Source organism: Lichenicoccus sp. (assembly GCF_965277665.1).
GTDB lineage: Bacteria > Pseudomonadota > Alphaproteobacteria > Acetobacterales > Acetobacteraceae > Lichenicoccus.
Map to the genome: position 1 here is coordinate 2,372,718 of NZ_OZ255835.1, position 22,855 is coordinate 2,395,572.

At 66.0% G+C, this 22,855-nt stretch carries 25 protein-coding genes; 16 read left to right on the forward strand and 9 right to left on the reverse strand.

All coding sequences use genetic code 11. The features are described 5' to 3' along the window. Positions 1-142 precede the first annotated feature (142 nt). The 6 genes from bioB to ACQY4O_RS10945 all read left to right on the forward strand — a co-directional run bounded on the left by bioB (position 143) and on the right by ACQY4O_RS10945 (position 4,205). Positions 143-1,156 (forward strand): biotin synthase BioB, encoded by a 1,014-nt coding sequence (gene bioB / locus ACQY4O_RS10920; RefSeq protein ID WP_428376404.1) that lies wholly within the window; start codon positions 143-145, stop codon positions 1,154-1,156. Then, on the forward strand, positions 1,153-1,785 hold the full coding sequence (queE, locus tag ACQY4O_RS10925; protein WP_428376405.1) for a 7-carboxy-7-deazaguanine synthase: 633 nt from the start codon (positions 1,153-1,155) through the stop codon (positions 1,783-1,785). The genes bioB and queE overlap by 4 nt, the downstream gene beginning before the upstream one ends. Position 1,786: 1 nt before the next feature. Continuing rightward, complete coding sequence (gene queC / locus ACQY4O_RS10930) at positions 1,787-2,506, forward strand: 7-cyano-7-deazaguanine synthase QueC (protein WP_428376406.1); 720 nt, start codon at positions 1,787-1,789, stop codon at positions 2,504-2,506. Then, entirely contained in the window at positions 2,503-3,066 is a 564-nt protein-coding gene (locus ACQY4O_RS10935; protein ID WP_428376407.1) for a 6-pyruvoyl trahydropterin synthase family protein, read from the forward strand. Before queC ends, ACQY4O_RS10935 begins: the two co-directional genes overlap by 4 nt. Beyond that, positions 3,063-3,527, forward strand: coding sequence for a preQ(1) synthase (gene queF / locus ACQY4O_RS10940; protein ID WP_428376408.1), 465 nt, complete (start codon positions 3,063-3,065; stop codon positions 3,525-3,527). Before ACQY4O_RS10935 ends, queF begins: the two co-directional genes overlap by 4 nt. Before the next feature lie 90 nt (positions 3,528-3,617). Further along, positions 3,618-4,205, forward strand: coding sequence for a GNAT family N-acetyltransferase (locus tag ACQY4O_RS10945; protein ID WP_428376409.1), 588 nt, complete (start codon positions 3,618-3,620; stop codon positions 4,203-4,205). Here the strand turns inward: ACQY4O_RS10945 and mazF are convergent. Continuing rightward, positions 4,150-4,482 (reverse strand): endoribonuclease MazF, encoded by a 333-nt coding sequence (gene mazF, locus ACQY4O_RS10950; RefSeq protein WP_428376410.1) that lies wholly within the window; start codon positions 4,480-4,482, stop codon positions 4,150-4,152. The genes ACQY4O_RS10945 and mazF overlap by 56 nt on opposite strands. Next, on the reverse strand, positions 4,482-4,724 hold the full coding sequence (locus ACQY4O_RS10955; protein WP_428376411.1) for an AbrB/MazE/SpoVT family DNA-binding domain-containing protein: 243 nt from the start codon (positions 4,722-4,724) through the stop codon (positions 4,482-4,484). The genes mazF and ACQY4O_RS10955 overlap by 1 nt, the downstream gene beginning before the upstream one ends. A gap of 131 nt (positions 4,725-4,855) precedes the next feature. On the opposite strand from ACQY4O_RS10955, the gene ACQY4O_RS10960 reads away from it, so the two are divergent. From ACQY4O_RS10960 to ACQY4O_RS10970, 3 genes are read left to right on the forward strand one after another with little or no spacing between them, the layout of a single operon-like run. After that, on the forward strand, positions 4,856-5,554 hold the full coding sequence (locus tag ACQY4O_RS10960) for a transaldolase family protein (protein WP_428376412.1): 699 nt from the start codon (positions 4,856-4,858) through the stop codon (positions 5,552-5,554). Then, positions 5,551-7,032 (forward strand): mannitol dehydrogenase family protein, encoded by a 1,482-nt coding sequence (locus ACQY4O_RS10965; protein WP_428376413.1) that lies wholly within the window; start codon positions 5,551-5,553, stop codon positions 7,030-7,032. Before ACQY4O_RS10960 ends, ACQY4O_RS10965 begins: the two co-directional genes overlap by 4 nt. Further along, positions 7,029-8,069 (forward strand): aldo/keto reductase, encoded by a 1,041-nt coding sequence (locus ACQY4O_RS10970; RefSeq protein ID WP_428376414.1) that lies wholly within the window; start codon positions 7,029-7,031, stop codon positions 8,067-8,069. The genes ACQY4O_RS10965 and ACQY4O_RS10970 overlap by 4 nt, the downstream gene beginning before the upstream one ends. Here ACQY4O_RS10970 and ACQY4O_RS10975 read toward each other — a convergent pair. After that, positions 8,054-8,293 (reverse strand): DUF3297 family protein, encoded by a 240-nt coding sequence (locus tag ACQY4O_RS10975; RefSeq protein ID WP_428376415.1) that lies wholly within the window; start codon positions 8,291-8,293, stop codon positions 8,054-8,056. The genes ACQY4O_RS10970 and ACQY4O_RS10975 overlap by 16 nt on opposite strands. An 84-nt stretch (positions 8,294-8,377) precedes the next feature. On the opposite strand from ACQY4O_RS10975, the gene ACQY4O_RS10980 reads away from it, so the two are divergent. After that, positions 8,378-8,650 (forward strand): hypothetical protein, encoded by a 273-nt coding sequence (locus ACQY4O_RS10980; protein WP_428376416.1) that lies wholly within the window; start codon positions 8,378-8,380, stop codon positions 8,648-8,650. Positions 8,651-8,663: 13 nt separating this feature from the next. Here ACQY4O_RS10980 and atpC read toward each other — a convergent pair whose 3' ends face one another. The 5 genes from atpC to atpH all read right to left on the reverse strand — a co-directional run bounded on the left by atpC (position 8,664) and on the right by atpH (position 13,653). Continuing rightward, complete coding sequence (atpC, locus tag ACQY4O_RS10985; protein ID WP_428376417.1) at positions 8,664-9,077, reverse strand: ATP synthase F1 subunit epsilon; 414 nt, start codon at positions 9,075-9,077, stop codon at positions 8,664-8,666. 4 nt (positions 9,078-9,081) lie between these two features. Beyond that, positions 9,082-10,557 (reverse strand): F0F1 ATP synthase subunit beta, encoded by a 1,476-nt coding sequence (atpD, locus tag ACQY4O_RS10990; protein WP_428376418.1) that lies wholly within the window; start codon positions 10,555-10,557, stop codon positions 9,082-9,084. Between the two features lie 121 nt (positions 10,558-10,678). Continuing rightward, complete coding sequence (locus ACQY4O_RS10995) at positions 10,679-11,578, reverse strand: F0F1 ATP synthase subunit gamma (protein ID WP_428376419.1); 900 nt, start codon at positions 11,576-11,578, stop codon at positions 10,679-10,681. Between the two features lie 3 nt (positions 11,579-11,581). Beyond that, positions 11,582-13,123: a F0F1 ATP synthase subunit alpha gene (gene atpA, locus ACQY4O_RS11000; RefSeq protein ID WP_428376420.1), complete on the reverse strand. Its 1,542-nt coding sequence runs from the start codon at positions 13,121-13,123 to the stop codon at positions 11,582-11,584. Continuing rightward, positions 13,123-13,653: an ATP synthase F1 subunit delta gene (gene atpH, locus ACQY4O_RS11005; RefSeq protein ID WP_428378171.1), complete on the reverse strand. Its 531-nt coding sequence runs from the start codon at positions 13,651-13,653 to the stop codon at positions 13,123-13,125. The genes atpA and atpH overlap by 1 nt, the downstream gene beginning before the upstream one ends. A gap of 153 nt (positions 13,654-13,806) precedes the next feature. Here atpH and ACQY4O_RS11010 point away from each other — a divergent pair, with 153 nt between their 5' ends. The 6 genes from ACQY4O_RS11010 to ACQY4O_RS11035 all read left to right on the forward strand — a co-directional run bounded on the left by ACQY4O_RS11010 (position 13,807) and on the right by ACQY4O_RS11035 (position 21,651). Next, a complete protein-coding gene (locus ACQY4O_RS11010; protein WP_428376421.1) occupies positions 13,807-14,538 on the forward strand; it encodes a 2'-5' RNA ligase family protein in 732 nt (243 codons plus the stop codon). 52 nt (positions 14,539-14,590) lie between these two features. Next, the gene (locus tag ACQY4O_RS11015) at positions 14,591-15,244 is read left to right on the forward strand and encodes a YceI family protein (RefSeq protein WP_428376422.1); all 654 of its coding nucleotides are present in this window, start codon (positions 14,591-14,593) and stop codon (positions 15,242-15,244) included. Between the two features lie 141 nt (positions 15,245-15,385). Next, positions 15,386-16,630, forward strand: a complete 1,245-nt coding sequence (locus tag ACQY4O_RS11020; RefSeq protein WP_428376423.1) for a methyltransferase domain-containing protein — start codon at positions 15,386-15,388, stop codon at positions 16,628-16,630. A 45-nt stretch (positions 16,631-16,675) separates the two neighbouring features. Next, positions 16,676-19,090 (forward strand): FkbM family methyltransferase, encoded by a 2,415-nt coding sequence (locus ACQY4O_RS11025; protein ID WP_428376424.1) that lies wholly within the window; start codon positions 16,676-16,678, stop codon positions 19,088-19,090. Positions 19,091-19,403: 313 nt separating this feature from the next. Next, on the forward strand, positions 19,404-20,621 hold the full coding sequence (locus tag ACQY4O_RS11030; protein WP_428376425.1) for an FkbM family methyltransferase: 1,218 nt from the start codon (positions 19,404-19,406) through the stop codon (positions 20,619-20,621). A gap of 286 nt (positions 20,622-20,907) precedes the next feature. Further along, on the forward strand, positions 20,908-21,651 hold the full coding sequence (locus ACQY4O_RS11035) for a hypothetical protein (protein ID WP_428376426.1): 744 nt from the start codon (positions 20,908-20,910) through the stop codon (positions 21,649-21,651). 319 nt (positions 21,652-21,970) lie between these two features. On the opposite strand, the gene ACQY4O_RS11040 is transcribed toward ACQY4O_RS11035, so the two are convergent. Then, a complete protein-coding gene (locus ACQY4O_RS11040) occupies positions 21,971-22,831 on the reverse strand; it encodes a class I SAM-dependent methyltransferase (RefSeq protein WP_428376427.1) in 861 nt (286 codons plus the stop codon). Positions 22,832-22,855 lie beyond the last annotated feature (24 nt).

Below are 22,855 nucleotides of genomic sequence, written 5' to 3' on the forward strand. Positions count from 1 at the left end.
ACCGCGTCATACGTCAAGCGTCATACTCATGGCGGGATGGTTATGAGCACTATGATGCTGCGTGCTGTCGCCGCCGCGCTTCAACCACGGCCGTTCCTGTGGCAGAAGCCGGTTACTGGATAGGTATGGAGGATCGTGGATCATGCCGGACGGTGGATCAGGGCGCCCCGAGCCGAAGGCGGCAACGCGTCACGACTGGACCCGTGGCGAGGTGGCAGGACTGATCGCGCTGCCCTTCCCGGAGCTGCTGTTCCGGGCGCAGACGGTGCATCGCGCGCATTTCGATCCCACCGAGGTGCAGATCTCGACCCTGCTGTCGATCAAGACCGGCGGCTGCCCGGAGGATTGCGGCTACTGCTCGCAGAGCGTGCATCACGAGAGCGGGCTGAAGGCCAGCAAGCTGATGCAGGTCGAGGCCGTGCTGGACGAGGCGCGCGCGGCCCAGCAGGGGGGTGCAAGCCGGTTCTGCATGGGCGCCGCCTGGCGCTCGCCGAAGGACCATGACCTCGACGCCGTCTGCGCGATGATCGCGGGCGTCAAGGCGATGGGCCTGGAGACCTGCGTGACGCTCGGCATGCTGACCGGCCCGCAGGCCGGGCGCCTGCGCCGCGCCGGGCTCGACTACTACAACCACAACCTCGATACCTCGCCCGAGCACTATGGCCGCGTGATCACCACGCGCACCTACCAGGACCGGCTGGATACGCTGGGCCATGTGCGCGATGCCGGCATCAATGTCTGCTGCGGCGGCATCATCGGGCTCGGCGAGAGCGAGGACGACCAGGCGGGGCTGATCGCCACCCTCGCCTGCCTCACGCCGCATCCCGAGAGCGTGCCGATCAACCTGCTGGTGCGGGTGGTCGGCACGAAGCTCGCGGATGCCGCTGCGGTGGACCCGATCAGCTTCGTGCGCATCATCGCCGCCGCCCGCATCACCATGCCGCACAGCATGGTGCGGCTGTCGGCCGGGCGCGAGAGCCTGAGCGACGAGGCACAGGCGCTGTGCTTTCTGGCCGGCGCCAACTCGATCTTCTACGGACCCAAGCTGCTGACCACGCCGAATGCCGTCGAGAGCCAGGACATGCGCCTGCTCGACCGGCTGGGCATGGTGCCGATGGCCGTCCCTGAAACAGGGAGTGCCACCCAGGCATCATGAGCTACGCGGTCAAGGAGCTGTTCGCGACATTGCAGGGCGAGGGCGCGCAGGCCGGACGCGCGTCGGTGTTCTGCCGCTTCGCCGGCTGCAACCTGTGGTCGGGGCGCGAGCACGACCGTGCAACGGCGACCTGCCGGTTCTGCGATACCGACTTCGTCGGCATGGACGGCGAGGGCGGCGGCCGGTTCGACGACGCGGCTGCCCTGGCGGATGCGATCGCCGCCTGCTGGGCCGCTGGCGCCGAGCAGCGCTACGTCGTGTTCACCGGCGGCGAGCCGCTGCTGCAGCTCGACGCGGCGCTGATCGCGGCCGTGCACGCGCGCGATTTTGCCATTGCGGTGGAGACCAACGGCACGCTGGAAGCGCCGGACGCGCTCGACTGGATCTGCGTCAGTCCGAAAGCGGGTGCCGAGTTCCGCCAGCGTGCGGGGCACGAGTTGAAGCTGGTCTATCCGCAACCCGGCCTGCCGCCGGACCATCTCGAGGCGCTGGCGTTCCGGCATTTCTTCCTGCAGCCGATGGACGGGCCGGACCAGGCGGCGAATACCCGCGATGCGGTGGCCTATTGCCTGGCGCACCCGAAATGGCGGCTCAGCGTGCAGACCCACAAGATGATCGGGATCGCCTGAGATGCCGGCGACGCTCATCGCCGACCAGAAGGCGCTGGTGCTGTTCTCCGGCGGCCAGGATTCCGGCACCTGCCTGGCCTGGGCGCTCGACCGGTTTGCCCACGTCGAGACGCTCGGCTTCGACTACGGCCAGCGCCATCTGGTCGAGCTGAGCTGCCGGAGCACGGTGCGCGACGGGCTGGTGCGGCTGCATCCCCAATGGGGCGAACGTCTGGGCTGCGACCACACGCTGTCGCTCGACGCCCTCGGCCAGCTGTCCGAGACCGCGCTGACCCGCGACGCCGAGATCACGCTGGGCGAGAACGGGTTGCCGAACACCTTCGTGCCCGGGCGCAACCTGCTGTTCCTGACATTCGCGGCAGCGCTCGCGGTGCGGCGTGGCGCGCGGCATCTGGTTGGCGGCATGTGCGAGACCGACTATTCGGGGTATCCCGACTGTCGCGACGACACCATCAAGGCGCTGCAGGTCGCCCTCAATCTTGGCATGGACCGGCGCTTCGTGCTGCACACGCCGCTGATGTGGCGCGACAAGGCGCAGACCTGGCAACTCGCGGAAACCCTGGGCGGCGGGCCGCTGGTCGAGCTGCTGCGCCGCGAAACCCATAGCTGCTATCTCGGCGACCGCAGCCGACTGCACCCCTGGGGCCATGGCTGCGGCCACTGCCCGGCCTGCGACCTGCGTCGCCGGGGCTGGGAGCGCTACGAAGCCGCCGCCGCATGACTGCCGCCCCGAACTCTCCGGCCCTGCTGTTCAGTCGCCGCTTCTCGATGGGCCACCGGCTGCTCCGCGGCGGCTCAGAGTCCTGCGCGCTGCCGCACGGCCATAACGAGACCGTCACCGTCCGGCTGCAGGCGACGTCGCCGCGGCGCCTCGATGGCGGCGCCAACATGGTGCTGCCGTTCGAACGCGCCAAGGCGACCTGGCATCGCTGGATCGACGACCATCTCGACCACGCGCTGCAACTCGGCGAGGACGATCCGCTGCTCGGCTGGTTCCTGGCCCACGAGCCGGCGCGGGCGGAGCGCATTGTGCTGACGCCGGGCGATCCGACCACCGAATTGATGGCGTGCCTGATGATGGCCAAGCTGGCTGCGTTCCTGCAGGCCGACGGCGACCTGCTGCGCTGCGTCGAGATCCGCCTCGAGGAGACGCCCACCAACACCGTGCTGTTCAACGGCGATCCGCTCGCCGTGCTGCCCGCTGCGCGCCCCGCGCTGCATTGCTGGTGGCGCCGCGCCGACATGAGCATCGCCGACCCGATCCGGAGCCTTGCCGCATGAGTGATCCCTCGACCCACGGCCTGACCCAGCTTGGACGTCCCGCCGCGCAGCCGGCGAGCCCGGAGCAGGCGGTGCTGGAACGGGTCGCAGCACCCCATCCCGGCAGGCAGTATCTGGTGCGCTTCACCGCACCGGAATTCACCTCGCTCTGCCCGGTCACCGGGCAGCCGGACTTCGCGCACCTGGTGATCGACTATATACCCCGCGACTGGATCGTCGAGAGCAAGTCGCTCAAGCTCTATCTCACCAGCTTCCGCAACCACGGCGCCTTCCACGAGGCGTGCAGCGTGCAGATCGCCGGCACGCTGGTGGAACGCCTGGACCCGGTCTGGCTGCGCATCGGCGCCTACTGGTATCCGCGCGGCGGCATCCCGATCGACGTGTTCTGGCAGACCGGCGCCCCGCCGGACGGCGTCTGGGTCCCGGCGCAGGACGTGCCGGGATATCGCGGGCGGGGGTGATCTGCGTGAGCCGGCTCAGGGCTCTTCGCGCGCCGCTGCCCCGCGCGAAGACGATCTTTCACGCGTCTCAGATCGACGGGAGGAGCTCCCTTGGCTGATGATCCATCAAAAAGCACAAGGCGGCCGCCTGCTGGCCTGATCCTTCGCGCGGTTCGTCCGCAGGACGCCGAGGCGCTGGCCGCAATGATGAACCTGCCCGGTTTCCTGTGGGGAACGACGCGCATCCCTTTCGAAACCTCCGAGGACGTCAGGAGCCGCCTGGAGAAGGGTCTTCCTGGTGGGCGCAGATTGGTGGCGGTTGTCGACGGCGAGGTGATTGGCAACGCTGCCCTGGAGCGATTGACCGGCCGTCGCGCCCATGTCGGCAGGATCGGCATGGGCGTTCACGATGACTGGGTCGGACGTGGGATCGGGACGGAGCTCATGGCCGCTCTGGTCGATCTGGCCGACAATTGGCTAGCCCTGCGGCGGCTCGAACTGGAGGTGAACGCTGACAATCTCCCGGCTCTCGCCCTCTACCGGAGGTTTGGCTTCGAGATCGAGGGAACTCATCGCGGGCACATCTTCAGACTTGGGCAGTTCATCGACGGCTACTCGATGGCACGGCTGAAGCATCAGCCGTCTATCCAATCAGCGCCCGCAGCTTCGCCCTTACCTCCGCCAACTCCGCCGCGCTGACCCGGCCTTTGCGTATCGCCTTTCGGGCTCGCCAGTCCTGGCTCTTCACCTGGTCGGCAAGCACCACGCTGGGTGGCCTGCCAGCCAGCGTCACCTCGAAGGGATAGCCCTTGATGCGGGTCGTCGTCGGGCAACAGAGGATCATGCCGGCTCTGCCGTTATAGGCCGCCGGGCTCAGCACCACGGCCGGCCGGTGCCCGGCCTGCTCATGGCCGGCCTGGGGGTCGAACTCCAGCCAGACGATGTCACCCGCATCCGGCACATAGTCCGGCGCCACTACCAGACCTCCTGGCCGACGGCTGCTCCCGTCTCGATGGGCGCATGGCGGTTCTCCTCGGTAATTTCTGCGACCAGGGCCGCCAGGTCGTAGCTCGCCGGCCGGAGCGGCTCGATGATAATCCGCCCGGCTTCCTCGCGGACATCGACCGGCTGGTCGAGATGGACCTGCGCCGCCTCGAGCACGCCGGCCGGGATCCGCACGGCGGCGCTGTTGCCCCACTTCTTCACCACTCCCTGCATGACACCCTCCGTAAAGTAGATACAACGTATATACTAGCGTTCAGTCCGTCAAGACACGCTCCAAGCATAGGCGTGCGCCTAGGACCGGGCTAAGGTCGGGCAACGGTTACGCAACACTGATGCAGGCAGCCATGGTCTCTCGGTCGGATCCCTCCGCGCGGTCGGGCGTGCGGCTGTTCCTCGACAGCGCCGATCGCGGCGCCTGGGAGCGCTGGCTGCCGAGCGGGTTGTTCTTCGGGATCACCACCAATCCCACCATCCTGGACGCCGCCGGCCTCGCCTGTCGGCTGCCGGTCCTTGCCGATCTTGCCCGTGACGCCTTTGCGCATGGGATCGAGGAGCTGCAGGTGCAGACATGGGGCACCGACACCGCCCCGCTGGTCCGCAACGGCCTGGCGCTGGCGGCTCTCTCCCCGCGCATCGTGGTCAAGGTGCCGGTCACCTTCGAGGGCGTGCGCGCGGTGGCCGCCCTGCATCGCGAGGGGGTGCGCACCACGCTGACCGCGGTCTATGCGCCGCACCAGGCGCTGACCGCCGCCGCCGCCGGCGCCGACTACGTGGCGCCGTATTTCGGCCGCATGGGCGATCTGGGCCGCGACGCGCTGGGTGAGATCATCGCCATGCGCTCGATCCTGGCGGCGTCAGGCCGAACCACCCGGCTGCTGGTGGCGAGCATCCGCAGCGCCGCCGACCTTGCCGCCCTGGCCGCAGCCGGGCTCGACAGCTTCACCTTCGGCACCAAGGTTGCAGAAGGCCTGTTCAACGACCCCGACAGCATCAAGGCTTCGGCGGTGTTCGAAGCAACCGCCGGAAGGGCGAGTGAGCCATGACCGAGAGCGAGCTCATTGCCGCAATGCCGCCGAAGGTGGCCCGCCCGGCCTATGACCGCCACCGCGTGCGCGCCGGCATCGCGCATCTCGGCGTCGGCAATTTCCATCGCAGCCACCAGGCGTTCTATCTCGACCGGCTGCTGGCCGATCCTGAACAGAGCGGCTGGGGCATCCTCGGCATCGGCATCCAGGACACCCAGACGGAACGCGACAAGGCGCTCGCGCTGCACGCGCAGCATGGCCTCTACACGCTGACCATCTGTCCGCCGGACGCTCCGGCCGAGACGGTGCTGATCGGCGCCCTGGTCGAGTACCTGCACCTGCCCAACGACCCCGAGGCGGTACTGCGCCGGCTAGCCGACCCGGCGATCCGCATCGTCAGCCTGACCATCACCGAGGGCGGCTACAATCTCGACGAGCATGGCGCCTTCCGGCTGGAGCAGCCGGATGTCGCCGCCGATCTTGCGGCTGCCAAGGCAGGCATGGCACCGAAGACGGTGTTCGGGCTGGTCACGGAGGCCCTGCACCGTCGGCGCGCGGCTGGCGTCGGACCGTTCACCGTGCTGAGCTGCGACAACCTGATGCATAACGGGCAGGCCGCGCGCGCCGCCTTTCTCGGTTTCGCGCGCGCCCGCGACCCCGGCCTCGCCAACTGGATCGAGGCCGAGGTGAGCTTCCCGAACAGCATGGTGGACGGGATTGCGCCCTTCGTCTCCGCCGACGACGCGGCGCGCCTGAACGGGCAGAGCGGCGTCGCCGACCGGGTGCCGGTGTTCCGCGAGGACTTCACCCAGTGGGTGCTGGAGGACCGGTTCTGCGCCGGCCGGCCGCCGCTGGAGGCTGTCGGCGCGCAGTTCACCGACAACGTGGATCCGTATGAGCTGGTCAAGCTGCGCATGCTGAATGCCGGGCACACGGTGATGGCGCTGCCGTCGATCCTGATCGGCCATCAGCTGGTGCACGAGGCGATGCAGGACGAGCTGGTCAACGGCCTGGTCGAGCGCTACCTGTCCGAGGATGCGGCGCCGCATTTGACCGCGCCGCCCGGCATGGGCACGGCCGACTACGCCGCGTTGCTGTTGCGGCGGTTCCGCAATCCGAACATCCGCGACCAGGTGAGCCGCATCGCCGGACAGAGCTCGGCCAAGCTGCCGGTGTTCCTGCGGCCGACGGCCCACGCGGTGCTGGCGGCGGGCGGCGACTACAGCCGGATCGCCTTCATCGCCGCCGCCTTCGTGGAATATCTGCGCGGCCAGGATGATTTCGGGCGCGGCTTTGTGGTGGCGGAGCCGGCCCTGACGGTGCCGGATCTGGCTTTGGCCGCACGGCACGACCTCGTCTCGTTCCTGGGCATGAGCCCGTTCGCAGGCTGGAGCCTGGAACAGCATCCCGGCTTCATCGCCGAGGTCGGCCGGCAGCGCGCGGCGATCCGCGCGAACGGCACGCGGCCCGCGCTGCAGGCGCTGCTGCAGCGGTGATCCCGACCCGGCGTCTCGGCCGCACGCAGCTCGAGGTCAGCCGGCTCGGCTTCGGCGCCAACGCGATCGGCAACCTCTATGCCGCACTCGACGAGGATGCGGCGCGGGCCGCGGTCGACGCCGCCTGGAGCAGCGGGGTGCGCTACTACGATACCGCGCCGCTCTACGGCTACGGCCTGTCGGAACGCCGGCTCGGCGATCGGCTGCGGGCGCACCCGCGCGACGAGTACATATTGTCGAGCAAGGTCGGGCGGCTGCTGCGGCCGCACGGACGCGGCACCCCGCCGCGGCTGTCGGTGGCCGAGGGCGGCATCTTCGAGGGCGCGTTGCCGTTCCGGCCCGAGTTCGACTTCTCCTACGACGCCACCCTGCGCTCGTTCGAGGACAGCCTGCAGCGGCTCGGCCTGGCGCGCATCGATGTCCTGCTGATCCACGACGCCGACGCCTGGACGCATGGCGCCGCGATCGACGACCGCCTGCGCGAGGTCGAGACCGGTGCGCTGCGCGCCCTGCGGCGGCTGCGCGACGCGGGCGCGATCGAGGCGTTCGGGGCCGGCGTCAACCAGGCCTCCGCCTGCGAGCGGCTGATGGAGCTCGGCGACTTCGACTGCTTCCTGCTCGCCGGCCGCTACACGCTGCTGGAACAGGATGCGCTGGACGGGCTGCTGCCGCGTTGCGTCGCCGCCGGCGTGTCGATCATCCTCGGCGCTCCGTTCAACTCCGGCATCCTGGCCACCGGCGCCATCACCGGCGCCCGCTACAACTACCAGCCGGCCGATGCCGCCATCCTCGACCGCGTCGCGCGGATCGAGCGCGTCTGCGCGGCGCATGACGTGCCGCTCGCCGCCGCCGCCCTGCAGTTCGTGCTGGCGCATCCGGCCGTCGCCAGCGTGATCCCGGGTGCGAAATCCGCCGCAGAGGCGCACCGGAATGCGGAGCTGGTGACCCGGCCGCTCCCGCCTGCGTTGTGGAGTGACCTCAAGGCCGAACGGCTGCTGCGCGCCGACGCTCCGGTGCCGGATCAGTTCTTGAAGTAGGGCTCCACCGCCCCCTGCAGCTTCATCGTCATCGGCGCGCCGGTGCGGGTCACGGTCTTGCCGACGGTCAGCCGCACCCAGCCCTCGCTGACGCAATATTCCTCGACATTGTCCTTCTCGACCCCCTTGAAGCGGATGCCGATGCCGCGCTTGAGGATATCGGCATCGTGGAAGGGGCTCGCGGGATCGACCGAGAGCCGGTCGGGAGGCGTCTCGCTGCTCATGCTCGTCCTTCGGCTGTCTGCTTATTCTGTTTGCAATCGGAACAAAATCCAGATATCGTCTCGATAGTGATACGGAATCTCGTCATGCAGATCGCCTTCATTGCACCGCCACCGGTCCGGCCCACCTCCGCTCCGGACAGCGTCGCTGCCCCGGCTGCGTCATCGGCGATCGCGGCCAGCGGCCTTGTCCGGCCACTGACGCTGAACCCGGACCTGCACCTCGATCCGAGCCTCGGCATCGTGGTGACCGAGTATTTCAACGCGGTCGGCAAGGAGACCCAGCAATTTCCGGCCGTGCAGGCCATCCAGCGCTACCAGTTGTTCGGATTGAACGCCGCCGGCCCGGACGCACCCTGAGCGCCGGGTCTGGCTAATGCTCGGCGGCCTCGACATGGGCGCGGGCGGATTGCAGCCGGTCGAGATACGGCTCCAGCGTGGTGATGTCGGACTTGTCGGCCTCGTCGTAGGCACGTTCCGCCTCAGCCAGCCTCGCCTCGCCATCGGCGCGCAACAACTCGCCGAGCGGGGTCGCCTCGTCGGCCAGGATCGTGCAGCGCTCGCCGGTGATCTCGGCAAAGCCGCCGGCCACGAAGAACCGGTCGCTGCTGGTCGCGAAGTTGGGGCCGTCATACAGCGACACCACGCCGCCGCGCAGCAGCACGATCATCGGCGCGTGCTCCTCCATCGCCGCGAGATCGCCCTCCGAGCCCGGCATCACCACCATCTCGACGGTGCGCGACAGCAGGCGCTGCTCCGGACTGACGATCTCCACCTCGATCCCCACCGTCTCACTCCTGCTTTTTCGAGCCTTCGTGCTTGGCCACCGCCTCGTCGATCGAGCCCACCATGTAGAACGCGCTCTCCGGCAGGTGGTCGTACTTGCCGGCGACGATCTCCTTGAACGAGCGCACGGTGTCCTCGATCGAGACCAGCTTGCCGGGCGAGCCGGTGAACACCTCGGCGACATGGAACGGCTGGCTCAGGAAGCGCTGGATGCGCCGCGCGCGGGCCACGGTCTGCTTGTCCTCCTCGGACAGCTCGTCCATGCCCAGGATGGCGATGATGTCCTGCAGCGACTTGTAGGTCTGCAGGATGCGCTGCACGTCGCGGGCCACCTGGTAGTGCTCGTCGCCCACGATCTTCGGGTCGAGCGAGCGCGAAGTGCTGTCCAGCGGATCGACCGCCGGATAGATGCCGAGCTCCGCGATCGAGCGGTTCAGCACCGTGGTCGCGTCGAGATGCGCGAACGAGGTCGCCGGCGCCGGATCGGTGAGGTCGTCGGCCGGCACGTAGATCGCCTGCACCGACGTAATGGAACCCTTCTTGGTCGAGGTGATGCGCTCCTGCAGCGCGCCCATGTCGGTGGCCAGCGTCGGCTGGTAGCCGACCGCCGACGGGATGCGGCCGAGCAGCGCCGACACCTCGGAGCCGGCCTGGGTAAATCGGAAGATGTTGTCCACGAAGAACAGGACGTCCTGGCCTTCCTCGTCGCGGAAATACTCCGCCACCGTCAGGCCGGAGAGCGCCACGCGCATGCGCGCACCGGGCGGCTCGTTCATCTGGCCATAGACCAGCGCCACCTTGGAGCCCTCGGTGTCATGCTCGTTGAGCTTGATGACGCCGGCATCCTTCATCTCGAAATAGAGGTCGTTGCCCTCGCGGGTGCGCTCGCCGACGCCGGCGAACACCGACACGCCGCCATGCGCCTTGGCGATGTTGTTGATCAGCTCCTGGATCAGCACCGTCTTGCCGACGCCGGCGCCGCCGAACAGGCCGACCTTGCCGCCCTTCAGGTACGGGCACAGCAGGTCGACCACCTTGATGCCGGTGACCAGGATCTCGGCCGACGCCGCCTGGTCCTCGAAGGACGGCGCGTCACGATGGATCGGATTGTACGCCGCCGCCGTCACCGGGCCGCGCTCGTCGATCGGCTCGCCGATCACGTTGAGGATGCGGCCGAGCGTGCCCGGCCCGACCGGCATCATGATCGGCGATCCGGTATCCGTCACCTCGGTGCCGCGCACCAGCCCGTCGGTGCTGTCCATGGCAATGGCGCGCACCTCGCGGTCGCCGATCTCCTGGGCCACTTCCAGCACCAGGGTCAGGTCGCCCACCCGGCAGGTCAGCGCGTTGAGGATGTACGGCAGATCGCCGGTGAACTGCACGTCCACCACGGCGCCGCGCACCTGGGTGACGCGGCCGACGATATTGCCGCCGCCCGGCTTGTTCTGGCTCTGGGCTGGAGCCTCGGTGGTCATCGACATTCAATCAGCTCCTGCGGCGGAAGAAGAAAGTTAAGGCCAGGGCGCTGCCCTGGACCCGCTCAAGGCGGAGCCTTGAGGATCCATTCATGGAAAGTAGTCCAGGGGCAGCTCCCCGATCTCATCAGACGGCATCCGCGCCGGAGATGATCTCGATGAGTTCGCGGGTGATGTTGGCCTGGCGGGTGCGGTTGTAGGTGAGCGTCAGGCGGTCGATGGCCTTGCCGGCGTTGCGGGTCGCACTGTCCATCGCGGTCATCCTGGCCCCCTGCTCGCCGGCCGCACTCTCCAGCATCGCCCAGTAAATCTGCACCTGCAGGTTGCGCGGCAGCAGCCGGGCCAGGATGGTCTCCTCGTCCGGCTCGAACTCGTAGGTCGCACCCCCCCGGTTCTCGCCCAGGTCGTCGCCGCGCTCGTTGTCGTTCGACGGCAAGGACAGCGGGATCAGCTGCAGCTCGGTCGGCGTCTGCGACATCACGTTGTTGAAGCGGTTGTAGAGCAGCGTGCAGACGTCGAACTCACCCTTCGCCAGCATGCCCGCGATGCGCTCGCCGAGCGCGTGCGCGGCGCTGAAGGCCACGTCCTTGCCGCCGGAGCCGGGCACGCGGTCGATCACCTGCCCGGAGAACTCGCGGGCCAGGTAGTCCGCACCCTTGCGCCCGACCGGCAGGATCTTGACGGTCTTGCCCTCTCCTTCGAGCCGGCGCGCCAGGTTGCGCGTGGCGCGGCCGAGATTGGCGTTGAAGCCGCCGGCGAGGCCACGGTCCGAGGTGACAGGCACCAGCAGATGCACCTGGTCCTGCCCGGTGCCGGCCAGCAGCGGCGGCGCGCCCTCGCGTCCGATGACGTTGCGCGCGAGTGCGGCCAGCATGCGCTGCATCGCCTCCGCATACGGCCGCGCCGCCTCGGCACGCGCCTGGGCCCGGCGCAGCTTCGACGCCGCCACCATCTTCATCGCCGAGGTGATCTTGCGCGTCGACTTGACGCTGGTGATCCGCCCGCGCAGCTCCTTCAGGGAGGCCATGCGTCAGTCGTCCTGGGTGAATCGCTTGGCAAAGCCGGTGAGGAACGCGGTCAGCTTCTCCTCGGTCTCCTTCTTGATCTCGCGCGCATCACGGATCGCCTCCAGGATGCCGCCGCCATCCGCTCGCAGCTCGGACAGGTACGCGCGCTCGAAGGCCACCACGCGGTCGACCGGCACCTTGTCGGTAAACCCGCGGGTGCCGGCGAACAGCACCGCGACCTGCTCCTCGACCGGATAGGGCGTGTTCTGCGGCTGTTTGAGCAGCTCGGTGAGCCTGGCACCCCGGGCGAGCTGCTGCTGGGTCGCGGCATCGAGGTCGGAGGCGAACTGCGAGAACGCCGCCATCTCGCGATACTGCGCCAGCTCCAGCTTGATCTTGCCGGCGACCTGTTTCATCGCCTTGATCTGCGCCGCAGAGCCCACGCGCGACACCGAGCCGCCGACATTCACCGCCGGCCGGATGCCGCGGAAGAACAATTCGGTCTCCAGGAAGATCTGGCCGTCGGTGATCGAGATCACGTTGGTCGGGATGTAGGCCGAGACGTCGCCGGCCTGGGTCTCGATCACCGGCAGCGCGGTCAGCGAGCCGCCGCCGAACTCGTCCGACATCTTGGCGGCGCGCTCCAGCAGGCGCGAATGCAGGTAGAACACGTCGCCCGGATAGGCCTCGCGCGCCGGCGGGCGGCGCAGCAGCAGCGACATCTGGCGGTAGGCGACCGCCTGCTTGGACAGGTCGTCATAGGCGATCAGCGCGTGCATGCCGTTGTCGCGGAAATACTCGCCCATCGCGCAGCCGGTATAGGGGGCCAGATACTGCATCGGCGCCGGGTCGGACGCGGTTGCGGCGACCACGATGGAGTAGTCCATCGCGCCGTTCTCCTCGAGCGTGCGCACGATCTGCGCCACCGTCGAGCGCTTCTGGCCGATGGCGACGTAGATGCAATACAGCGACTTCTTGTCGTCGCCGAGATCGTTGACCTTCTTCTGGCTGATGATGGTGTCGATGACGATGGTGGTCTTGCCGGTCTGGCGGTCGCCGATGATCAGCTCGCGCTGGCCGCGCCCGATCGGAACCAGGCTGTCGATCGCCTTGATGCCGGTCTGCATCGGCTCGAACACCGACTGGCGCGGCATGATGCCAGGCGCCTTCACCTCGGCGCGGCGGCGCTCCACGTTCTCCAGCGGACCCTTGCCGTCGATCGGGTTGCCGAGCCCGTCCACCACGCGCCCGAGCAGGCCGCGCCCGACCGGCACGTCGACGATGGTGCCGGTGCGCGACACCGTGTCGCCCTCGCGGATGGAACGGTCCTCGCCGAACACCACGATGCCGACATTGTCGGATTCGAGGTTCAGCGCCATGCCGCGCAGGCCGGAGCCCGGGAACGACACCATCTCGCCCGACATCACGTTCTGCAGGCCGTAGGCGCGCACGATGCCGTCGCCGACGCTGAGCACGGTGCCGGTCTCGGCGATGTCCGCCTCGCTGTCGAAGGCGGCGATCTGCTGCTTGAGGATGTCCGAAATCTCGGCGGGACGGATCTCCATCACGCAGCTCCCTTCATGGCGTAGTGCAGGCGGGCGAGGCGTGCCTTCAGGCTGGCATCGTACAGGCGCGCGCCGATGCGCACGACGAGGCCGCCCAGCAGCGCCGCGTCCACGCTCTCATGGATATCGACGCGGCCGTAGCCGGCCTCGGCGAGACGCGCGCGCAGCTGGGTGCGCTGCAGGTCGGTGAGCGCATGCGCGCTGGCCACAGCTGCCACGGTGACGCCGCGGCGGCTCGCGACCTGGGACGCAAATTCGGTCAGGATCGCGCGCAGCGCCGGCAGCCGGCGGTTGTTGGCGATCACGCCGACGAAATGCTGCACCGTGGCGCCGAAGCCCTGCTCGTGGAGCACCGCCAGCGCCGCGTCGCGCGACTGGGCAGCGTCCAGGACCGGGCTGGCGAGCAGGCTGCGCAGAACACCGCTCTGGTCGATCAGACGGACCAGAGAGGCCGCCTGGTCGATCACCGCGTCGAGGCTGTGCTGCTCCTCGGCATACTCGTAGAGCGCGCGGGCGTAGCGTCCGGGCATGCCACCGGGCTGGCCGGGCACGCCACCAGGCTGGCCGCCGGCTTGGCCTGCCGGCACGGCACGTGTCGCGGCACCTTGTGGCACGTTCGGCGTTCCCATCTACTGCGTTGTTTTTCGGCGGTGGACTGCCGTCCCTGGAGCGGCGCGTCTAGCATGGGGGGCCTATCCACGCAACCAACCGAGCCTCCGTACGAGGCAGGCGGACCGGCCTCGCTGCTGCTCACGCTGAGCCTGTCCGAGCCGGCGCAGACGACCTTCCAGGCGCTCCGCTGCCGGCACTTCCCGGCCGACCGCAACCAGGTGCCGGCGCATGTCTCGCTGTTCCACACCCTGCCCGGCGCCGAACGCGAGGCCATCGTGCGGACGCTGGCGGCACTCGACGCCGAACGTCCGGCGATCCTCGTCGAAGCGCCGCGCTCGCTGGGGGCCGGGGTCGCCTTTCCGCTGGCGTCGCCGGCGCTGCACGCCCTGCGCGCGCGGCTGGCGGCAGGCTGGGCGCCGTGGCTGTCCCGCCAGGACCGGCAGGGCTACCGCCCGCACGTGACGGTGCAGAACAAGGTCAGCCGGGAGGCGGCGGCCGCCACCCTCGCCCGGCTGGAGAGCGGCTTCGTTGCGTGGCAGACCGAGGGGGTGGCCTTGCGGCTGTGGCGGTATCACGGCGGCCCCTGGGAGCCCCTCGAGCAGATCCCGCTTGGAGCCTGTTTGAAAACGCCTGCTGCTGGCGATCCGACGCGGCTTTCCTCCGCTCCGCTGCTCACGGCCCAAACGGCCGCTGCGCTGCGGTGCTCGGAAAGTCACGCCGGGCGCGGTCCTGCGGACCGCTCTCATCCAGCAGCAGGCGTTTTGAAACAGGCTTCGAGCCGATGTTCGAAGGAGCCGGGTTGAGCCGCTGGCCGCGGTCGGGCAAGTTACCGGCTCACTGCCGACTGGACAGACGATGACGACTACCGCGATCCGCCTGCCCGGCCCGGCTGTCCTCGTCCGGGGCCTCGTCGTGCTGGGTGCCCTGGCGATGGCGCGGGCGCCCGCCCTGGCCGAGGCGCCGGCGCCGGCGAGCAGCGATCCGGGGCGGGTCGAGAGCGGCAGCTACGCGATCGAGCCGAACCACACCCAGGTACTGTTCAGCGTCTCGCATATGGGGTTCTCCACCTTCCACGGCCAGTTCATCCAGGCCTCCGGCAGCCTGAGCCTGGACGCGAAGGCGCCGGCGAGCAGCAGCTTCGAGATCCACGTGCCGGTGAAATCCGTGCTGACCAGCAGCGCCAAACTGACCGACGAGCTGAAGGGCGATGCCTGGCTCGACGCGAAGGCCGACCCGGACATCGTGTTCAAGTCGACCAGGGTGACTCCGCTCGGCCATGGCGCGGCCTCGGTGGCGGGCGACCTGACCTTGCATGGCGAGACCCATCCGGTGACGCTGCATGCAAAGCTGGTCGGCGCCGGGGTCAACCCGCTCGACAAGAAATACACGGTCGGCTTCGACCTCACCGGCACGCTGCGCCGCAGCGAGTTCGGGGTGAAGACCTACGTGCCGCTGATCGGGGATGCGGTGACGCTCACGGTGTCGGGGGTGTTCGAGAGGCAGGGGTGACCCTTGCCATCGTGCGATGAGGATGTTCGCGTTCGGTAGAACGGACCGTCACCTAGGCGCGGTCTGGCGTCGCAGGGCCTTGGCCGCTGGCTTGCATCGCCTTAAGGAACTCCTGCACTAGCTGAACGAAGGATCACGAGAGTGACTCAGCCGGCCCGATACAAAGCGATCGACCGTTGTCGGATTGGAGGCGGCGAGACGCTGGTGAGTGTCCTCGACCTGGGCAAGCAGGCCTTGACCGGCGTGTTTCCAAAGTCGCCCGGGACGGAGATCACGACAGGCCCGCTGCGCCTCGTCTGGTGTCCCCAGTCCGGACTGCTGCAGCTGTCGCACTCGTATGACCTTGGCGAGATGTACGGCGACAATTACGGCTACCGCTCCGGCCTCAACCGCAGCATGGTCGATCATCTGACGCAGAAGATCCATGAGCTGGAGCGGACGGTCCAGCTTGCGCCGGGCGACACGGTGCTGGATATCGGCTCCAACGACGCAACCTCGCTGAAGGCGTACCAGACGCCCTCCCTGCATCGGATCGGGATCGATCCGACCGGCAGCAAGTTCCGTCAGTATTATCCCGATGACATCACGCTGGTGCCCGACTTCTTCTCGGCGGCGGCGTACCGGGCCAGCCGCGCAGCTCCGGCGAAAATCATCACGTCGATTGCGATGTTCTACGACCTGGAGGATCCGATCGCCTTTGCTCGCGAGATCGAGGCGGCCCTGGCTCCCGGCGGGGTCTGGCACTTCGAACAGAGCTACATGCCGTCGATGCTTCGCCTGACCTCCTACGATACTGTCTGCCACGAACATCTCGAATACTACTCGCTCGGGGTCGTGCAGAAGATCCTGGCAGCCGCCGGCATGCGCGCGATCGACGTCAAGATGAACAATGTGAATGGCGGCAGCTTCGCGGTAACGGCAGTGCGCGAGGCGGACACCTCCCGCCCGGTGCAGACCGTGGTGCCTTGGCTGTCGGACCAGGAAGACCGCATGGGTCTGGCGACGCCGAAGCCCTACCGGGACTTCGAGGACCGGGTCTATCGCCACCGGGCCGACCTTCGGCGCCTGCTTGAAGCGCTTGCTGCAGACGGCAAGAAGGTTGTGGGCTACGGCGCCTCCACGAAGGGCAACGTCATCCTGCAATTCTGCGGCATCGGCCCTGACCTGGTTTCGTGCATCGCCGAGGTCAACGAGGAGAAGTTCGGCGCTTTCACCCCGGGTTCCGACATCCCGATCGTCTCCGAGGCCGAAGCCCGCGCCATGCAGCCGGATTACTTTCTGGTTCTGCCGTGGCACTTCAGGGACGGGATCGTCCGTCGCGAAGCCGAGTTCCTGGCTCGCGGCGGGCGGATGATCTTTCCATTCCCCGAGATCGAGATCGTCTGAAGAACATCCCCCACTTGAAGCACGCTGCTCTCGGAACCGATCTGCATGACGTTTGTCTCCTACGCCCAGAACTTCGAGGACGTGCTGCTGCACCGCGTGTTCGGTGGTCAAGAGACCGGCTTCTATGTTGACGTAGGCGCCTATGACCCCGTTGATGGCTCTGTTACCAAAGCGTTCTATGACAAGGGCTGGACTGGGATCAATGTCGAGCCCGGCTCAGTCTTTGTCGAACTCGCGGCAGCGCGCCCGGGTGATGTGAACTTGTGCATGGCGATCATCGACCGTCCGGGTGAGGTTGCTTTCTGCGAGGATGAGGCTGATCGCGGCACGTCGCGGGTCGTCATGAACGAGAGCGGCGACTCTGCTGCGCGGATGGTGCCGTGCGACACGCTGCAAGCCATTGTGGACGCGCATTCCCACGGTCGCCCGGTAGATTTCGTCAAGGTGGACGCCGAGGGTGCGGAAAGCCTAATTGTGCACTCAACCGATTGGCGCCGTCTGCGTCCGCGCGTGCTAGTGCTGGAGGCGACGCGGCCTTGGAGCAGCATGCTCGCCAACCAAGATTGGGAACCAGTCCTACTGCAGCAAGGCTACATCCGCGCCTACTTCGACGGTATCAACTGCTTCTACATCCCGGAAGAAGAAGCGCCAGCACTGCTGCGACATTTTGAGGTGCCGGTGAACGTTCTGGACCGCGCCGAGCGCTACGGAAATGAAGCCGCGCGAAGCGAGCTGCTTGCGCGGCAATCCGAGGCCGCGAGGCTTGCCGCCGAGCGGGACACGCTACGTGCAACGCTGGATGACCGACACATCGAGGTAGAGCGCCTTATCGCCGAGCAGGGGAGACTGCAGGCAGCGTTCGACGACGGGCAGGCTGAACTGGCACGATTGACTGTCTCACAAGCTGCCGAGCGGGAGAGACTGCGCGCGACGCTTGACGACCGGCAGGCTGAACTGGCCCGAATGATGGTGTTGTGCGATTTCGAAAGAGCCGCAGCTGCCCGTCTGACCGCAGAGCGCGGCGCCTTACAGGCCGCGCTGCAAAGCCAGCAGGCCGAGGCTGCCCGTCTGGCCGTAGAACGCGACACCCTCCTGGCCGCGCTGCAAAGCCAGCAGGCGGAGGCGGACCGACTGGCCCTGGAACGGGACGCGGTGCGGCCGGCGTTGGAGGCAAACGCCCCCGAGGCGGTGGAGACTCCCGACGAACGCATCGCGCCACCGTCAGAGGCCGCGGGAGCGCCACAGCTCCGCCGCCGCAGGCGGCGATTTCCCCGCCTCGCCGCCAAGGCCGCCTACAAGCTGGTGCGCCCTGTTGTCCGCCCGACCGCTTGGCGCCTGCGGACATTCATGACGGGCGACCTCGTTGGACTGCTCGGGCGCTTGGACCATAGTGTCGAGGCGCTAGCTAGAGCACCGACGCATGGCCAGACCGTGATCGCAGCGGAGATCATTCAGCCAAGCGTGATCCAGATCAGGGACGACGGCGCCGCTGCTGAGATGCGACGGCTCGCCGTCGAGATGGAGCGCACGCTGCTGACGCTGGCACTGGAAAGGGTGCCGGAGCCATGGCGCCTAGGGCCGCCCGACGAAGCCGCCCTGCCAGAACCGACACGAGTAGCTCTGCTTCTGCCCCATAACCGTATGATGGATGTCGCTTTCCGACCCGGAGACCTGTCCGTCGCGGCCGTACTCGCGGCATCCGGCGGTGACTGGGAGCCGCATGTGCGGAGCTACCTGGAGAGCACTGTGCAGTCGGACTGGGTGTGCCTGGACATCGGCGCCAACCTTGGTGCGCACACGCTATCGTTGGCTGTACTGGCGCAGGACGGCCAGGTCGTGGCTTTCGAGGCGGACGCCGGCAACTTCGCGCTGCTGTCGAGTAACGTCGCCGCGCTCACGGCCCCGCGCGCGCCAATCGCGCCGGTCAATCTGGCGCTGTGGGACCGGCCGGCCACGCTGGTGTTCGGAGGTGCTGACGAACTCGCCGGTTGCTCGTTCGTATCCGAAGATCTCGATAGCGAGACGGTCGAACACCATCTGCGCACTGTCGTCGATGCCGCGGCGATCGGTGGCATTGACCTGCATATCCGCAGCGGCAGCGTAGCCGCGTTGCCTCTGGACGCCTGGGCCGAAGCGCATGGTCTGCCGCGCCTGGACCTGATCAAACTGGATGTCGAGGGCGCCGAGGCGCGAGTGATTCGGGGCGCTGACGCGACCCTTCGCCGATTCCGTCCGATCCTGCTGGTTGAATACAATCCTTCCTGCGCGGCCGCGTATTTCGGCCAGCCGCCGGAGGCTCTGTATGAGGAACTGGCAGCACGCTTCGCCGCCATCCATACGCTGGAGCCGGACGGCACGCTTACCGCAGTCCCCAACTGGACGACTCTGCAAACCCGACTTGCCGCGGGCAAGGGGTGGGAGGATCTCGTCTGCCTGTCCGCGCCGTCGGTAGCCAACTAAGCCGCGCTTGGTTCGGAACCCGCGATTGCACGCGCGCGGAACGGCCCAAGAAACTTGCTGCGACAGCGAAAACACCAGTTACGAAATTGGCGCGTTCCCAGGGCGAGATGAAAGACCGCAACGCACAGAATGCTATAACTGTTGACTGGTGCGGCTAGCCTACGAAGCTTGTGCTTTAATACAATTTTCCTGCACTAGAAGCCTAATCAATGGCTTGGGATTACCAAGCCCTGAGCTGTCAGCGAAGTTCCCCCACCACTCTACATCGGCTAGGACTACCCGACGTTCAAGAACAAACTGGAGCGCGAGCGCTATGGCCGATGACAAACATCTTCCGGCGAGCAAACAGGTCACTCTCAGCGGACATACCTTCCAAATTGAAGGGATCTCGGCGACAGACGCCTACTGGCAGGGATTACAGAACGACTACGAACCAGAGTTTCAGTCATTTTGCCGGCAGTTCATCCAGTCCGACTATGTCTGTCTAGACATCGGCGCGAACATCGGCGTCAAAACACTATTTCTCTCGAGGCACTGTCCAGAAGGCCAAGTCGTCTCGTTAGAGGCTGGTAGCAGGGTGGCCGCAAGCTTGGCACACAACATAGCGGGGAACGGCTGCAACAACGCGATCTCCTATCACGCTGCCGCTGCCGGACATGATGGGACGTTGACATTCGAAGAGGTGTCTGCCTGGGGGCACCAGGGCAAGAACGGCGCGAACGTGGAAGCCGTGACGCTGGAGACACTCGTCTCTCGAAGTAACCTCAATCGAGTTGACTTCATCAAGCTGGACGTTGAGGGCGGCGAGTTCCCCGTATTGAGGAGCTCTCTCGATCTGATCAAGAGGTTTGAGACAATTGTCCACGTCGAACTGAATTCTCTGACACTTCTATTATGGGGAAACACCAATCCTCTAGAGTTCGTTCAATGGATAGGAGATAACTTTTCTGAGGTGTATGTCCTCAACCATCACGTCTCAAATAAGCCTTTGCTGACACGGGTTGAGACCACAGATGAGTGTCGTGGCATCCTCCGCCGTAACCTTGTAAACGACGGCTTCGTCACGGACCTGGTGTTCAGCAACGCTTCCCGCAGGTTCAAGCCTACACCGGAACATTTCGAGAGCCAGATCTCCGAACTGCTGGGCAAAGTGACTGCTAGAGAGGTGGAGGTTGGAGCATTGCAGAGTCATAATTTTCTCCTCGCTTCGCGGTTGAGCGACGCTGAGGCTCTTCGGGCGCAGCTGGCGGCTACTGCTCACTTTCCCCTAGAAATAGCTGAGTTGAAGCATCAGGCCACTTATGCTAGCGAAGAGCTGGCTGCACTTCGGTCAAGTAGAACTCAAGATGAACAACAGATTGTATCACTGAAGGCAGAGCTGAGTGCGATCAGGTCCAAAGCAAGGTTGCTGGATGCCGAGCGAGCCGCTCTACTAGCATCGACTTCCTGGCGTGTGTCCGCGCCGGTTCGCTGGGTGAAGAAGGCTGCTGTCCGTAAGCGAGCCCAGCCTGTCGCTACGCCGGGTGCCTAGATCTCGGTCACCAGGACGCAGCCGTCGATCTGTTCCCGAATTGTCCGGTCCCTCGGACGCTAATCGGCCATTTTCACTAGGATTGCTAGCACGGCGTTCGAGCCGCAATCATGACTAACGGCCTCGTGCTAAATTACGTTGGCCAGCATGGCACGGCTTTCGCTGGTCCCGCGGGCACAGCTTGTGCAACTGTCGTCAGACTGTCAGCTTATAGAGCTCAGGCCTCCAAGTTGGAGTAGGAGATTACCCGTGCTCCTCCTTGGGTGCGGTAGGCGAGGTTTGAATTATGACTGCAGCCGGGCGCATCTTCTATTTCCAGCATATCCCGAAGACTGCCGGGACGTCGATCAAGGTGTGGCTGGCCAGCCACTTTGGTTCGAGCCTATGTCCATTGGATATAGCGGATCATCTAGTAGCTGTATCCCGCCGCGACCTTGATCAGTATCACGCGTTTGCCGGCCACTTCCATTGCTATCTCGCACCATATCTGGAGCGCGACCTAGTCACTGTCACTGTTTTGCGTGATCCATTGTCTCGAACACGTTCGCACTGGCATCAGGTGCGTCGGCACGAACAGCATCCGCATCATGAGAGAGTAAGTCGCCAAACATTTACAGAGTTTGTAGAAGACGATTCCAACAGGGTCATGATCGAAGACTATCAGGCGAGGTATCTTGTACGAATGCCAGTCGGACTACAGGCAATGGCGGAGCTGTTCTCCCAGGAAGAGCGGTCGCGATACGCGTTAGCGGAGGGACTGGAGCAGGCGTCGCTGATCGTCGGAAAGTCAGTTCTCGCGGCGGCCGCGAGCGTAACGCTCAGAAGCATGGCTGCAGTTGGTAGCTGTGATATGCTTGGCGACTTCTTTGTAAAAGTGGCGGAGATATTGGGACTTGCGCCGCCTACTGCGATACCGCGCGAGAACGCAACAGAGGATGACGTAGCCAACATTCTTTCGGCATCAGCGCTCGCCAAGCTTCGAGTGATGACGCAGATTGATCAACACCTTTATGACACCGTAGGTTGTTAGGATCGATGCAAATATGGTTTGAGGCTGGCTGATGCTATACTCCGTTACTTCTTTACGCCGCTGCTTGCGTTGCTCAGGGGGAACATGGAAAGATTGGCTGAACTGGATGTCGCATGGAACCCATTGCTCCTGAGGGACTCGCTTCCTAAGTAACAAAGCGCTTCGTTCCCATCCGCAAACTTGAGCAGGTCAGCACGTTGACGTCGGTGCTTGATTGGAAGGCTCTCCAAGCTTGGCTCGCTACCAGAAGTGGTTGGGTCTGGTCTGTCGGTCCGCCCGATCGGCGGCAAGCTGGCCCGCAACGTCCGCCTTGCTGATGCTATCGGATGGGACTCCAGACCTCCCGGCCGATTCCCTCCGGCGGCGACGTGCCTTTTCGGACAATCAGCAGGAGCGAGGTCGAGACGTATGGCCCAAGCAGCATCTTGATGTGTTTGCGGCCGTTCAGAAAGTAGGGCTGAAAATCGAATTCGAGGTCCTGCCGATCAAGGCCTGCATCGTACTCCACCGGTTCCAGAGCACATGCCACGCCACGCAACGCGTAGGATAAGTCCTCGATGTCTCGTCGACGGTAGATCACACTGTCCCCGGTCGCGAGCGTCGCGTCGTTGGACGAGACGTTGTACTCTGTCGTATGGACCGCCACGCCACCGGGCCGAACGAGATGCATTGCGTCCACGACGAAGCGCAAGCCCGCTTCGAGGCTACCTAAATGCTCAAATGAGCACGAACTCCACACGAAGTCGAAGCTGCGTCCGGACAGTGTGGAGAGGTCGCGCATGTCAGCGGGTTCAAATCGAACATTTGCCTCAAAACGGCCACGGGTTACTAGGTCCTCGTGATACAACGCTTCAAGTGAGACGGCATGTTCGTTGGTGTTGGTCCAGCCAGCCTGATCGGACGCGAGATCGGTCCCCAGCACGGACAGGCCCTTTGCCGCGAACGCGGAGGCTAGCGGCTCGGTCCCGACCGCAAACCCCAAGCCGGTTCGCCCGGGTTGCAGCAAGCCGTGCTGCTGCAGAGCTTCTGCGATCGCGCACCACTCCCACGCCTTGCGATGGATGTTCCGCTTGTCGGGTTCGCTCGCTGCTATGTTCTGCTCAAGATTCAGCGTTTCCGCCCAGCGCAGGTACCAGTCCTGGTGGAAATCGGCGTAACGACATAGTTTTGACGTTAGCATAACGCCTCCGGTGGACACTCAACG

Coding starts and splice junctions, on each gene's coding strand:
- bioB (WP_428376404.1), top strand. CDS start 143: ATGCCGGACGGTGGATCAGGGCGCCCCGAGCCGAAGGCGGCAACGCGT.
- queE (WP_428376405.1), top strand. CDS start 1,153: ATGAGCTACGCGGTCAAGGAGCTGTTCGCGACATTGCAGGGCGAGGGC.
- queC (WP_428376406.1), top strand. CDS start 1,787: ATGCCGGCGACGCTCATCGCCGACCAGAAGGCGCTGGTGCTGTTCTCC.
- ACQY4O_RS10935 (WP_428376407.1), top strand. CDS start 2,503: ATGACTGCCGCCCCGAACTCTCCGGCCCTGCTGTTCAGTCGCCGCTTC.
- queF (WP_428376408.1), top strand. CDS start 3,063: ATGAGTGATCCCTCGACCCACGGCCTGACCCAGCTTGGACGTCCCGCC.
- ACQY4O_RS10955 (WP_428376411.1), bottom strand. CDS start 4,724: ATGCAGGGAGTGGTGAAGAAGTGGGGCAACAGCGCCGCCGTGCGGATC.
- ACQY4O_RS10960 (WP_428376412.1), top strand. CDS start 4,856: ATGGTCTCTCGGTCGGATCCCTCCGCGCGGTCGGGCGTGCGGCTGTTC.
- ACQY4O_RS10965 (WP_428376413.1), top strand. CDS start 5,551: ATGACCGAGAGCGAGCTCATTGCCGCAATGCCGCCGAAGGTGGCCCGC.
- ACQY4O_RS10975 (WP_428376415.1), bottom strand. CDS start 8,293: ATGAGCAGCGAGACGCCTCCCGACCGGCTCTCGGTCGATCCCGCGAGC.
- ACQY4O_RS10980 (WP_428376416.1), top strand. CDS start 8,378: ATGCAGATCGCCTTCATTGCACCGCCACCGGTCCGGCCCACCTCCGCT.
- atpD (WP_428376418.1), bottom strand. CDS start 10,557: ATGTCGATGACCACCGAGGCTCCAGCCCAGAGCCAGAACAAGCCGGGC.
- ACQY4O_RS10995 (WP_428376419.1), bottom strand. CDS start 11,578: ATGGCCTCCCTGAAGGAGCTGCGCGGGCGGATCACCAGCGTCAAGTCG.
- atpA (WP_428376420.1), bottom strand. CDS start 13,123: ATGGAGATCCGTCCCGCCGAGATTTCGGACATCCTCAAGCAGCAGATC.
- atpH (WP_428378171.1), bottom strand. CDS start 13,653: ATGCCCGGACGCTACGCCCGCGCGCTCTACGAGTATGCCGAGGAGCAG.
- ACQY4O_RS11010 (WP_428376421.1), top strand. CDS start 13,807: ATGGGGGGCCTATCCACGCAACCAACCGAGCCTCCGTACGAGGCAGGC.
- ACQY4O_RS11015 (WP_428376422.1), top strand. CDS start 14,591: ATGACGACTACCGCGATCCGCCTGCCCGGCCCGGCTGTCCTCGTCCGG.
- ACQY4O_RS11025 (WP_428376424.1), top strand. CDS start 16,676: ATGACGTTTGTCTCCTACGCCCAGAACTTCGAGGACGTGCTGCTGCAC.
- ACQY4O_RS11030 (WP_428376425.1), top strand. CDS start 19,404: ATGGCCGATGACAAACATCTTCCGGCGAGCAAACAGGTCACTCTCAGC.
- ACQY4O_RS11035 (WP_428376426.1), top strand. CDS start 20,908: ATGACTGCAGCCGGGCGCATCTTCTATTTCCAGCATATCCCGAAGACT.
- ACQY4O_RS11040 (WP_428376427.1), bottom strand. CDS start 22,831: ATGCTAACGTCAAAACTATGTCGTTACGCCGATTTCCACCAGGACTGG.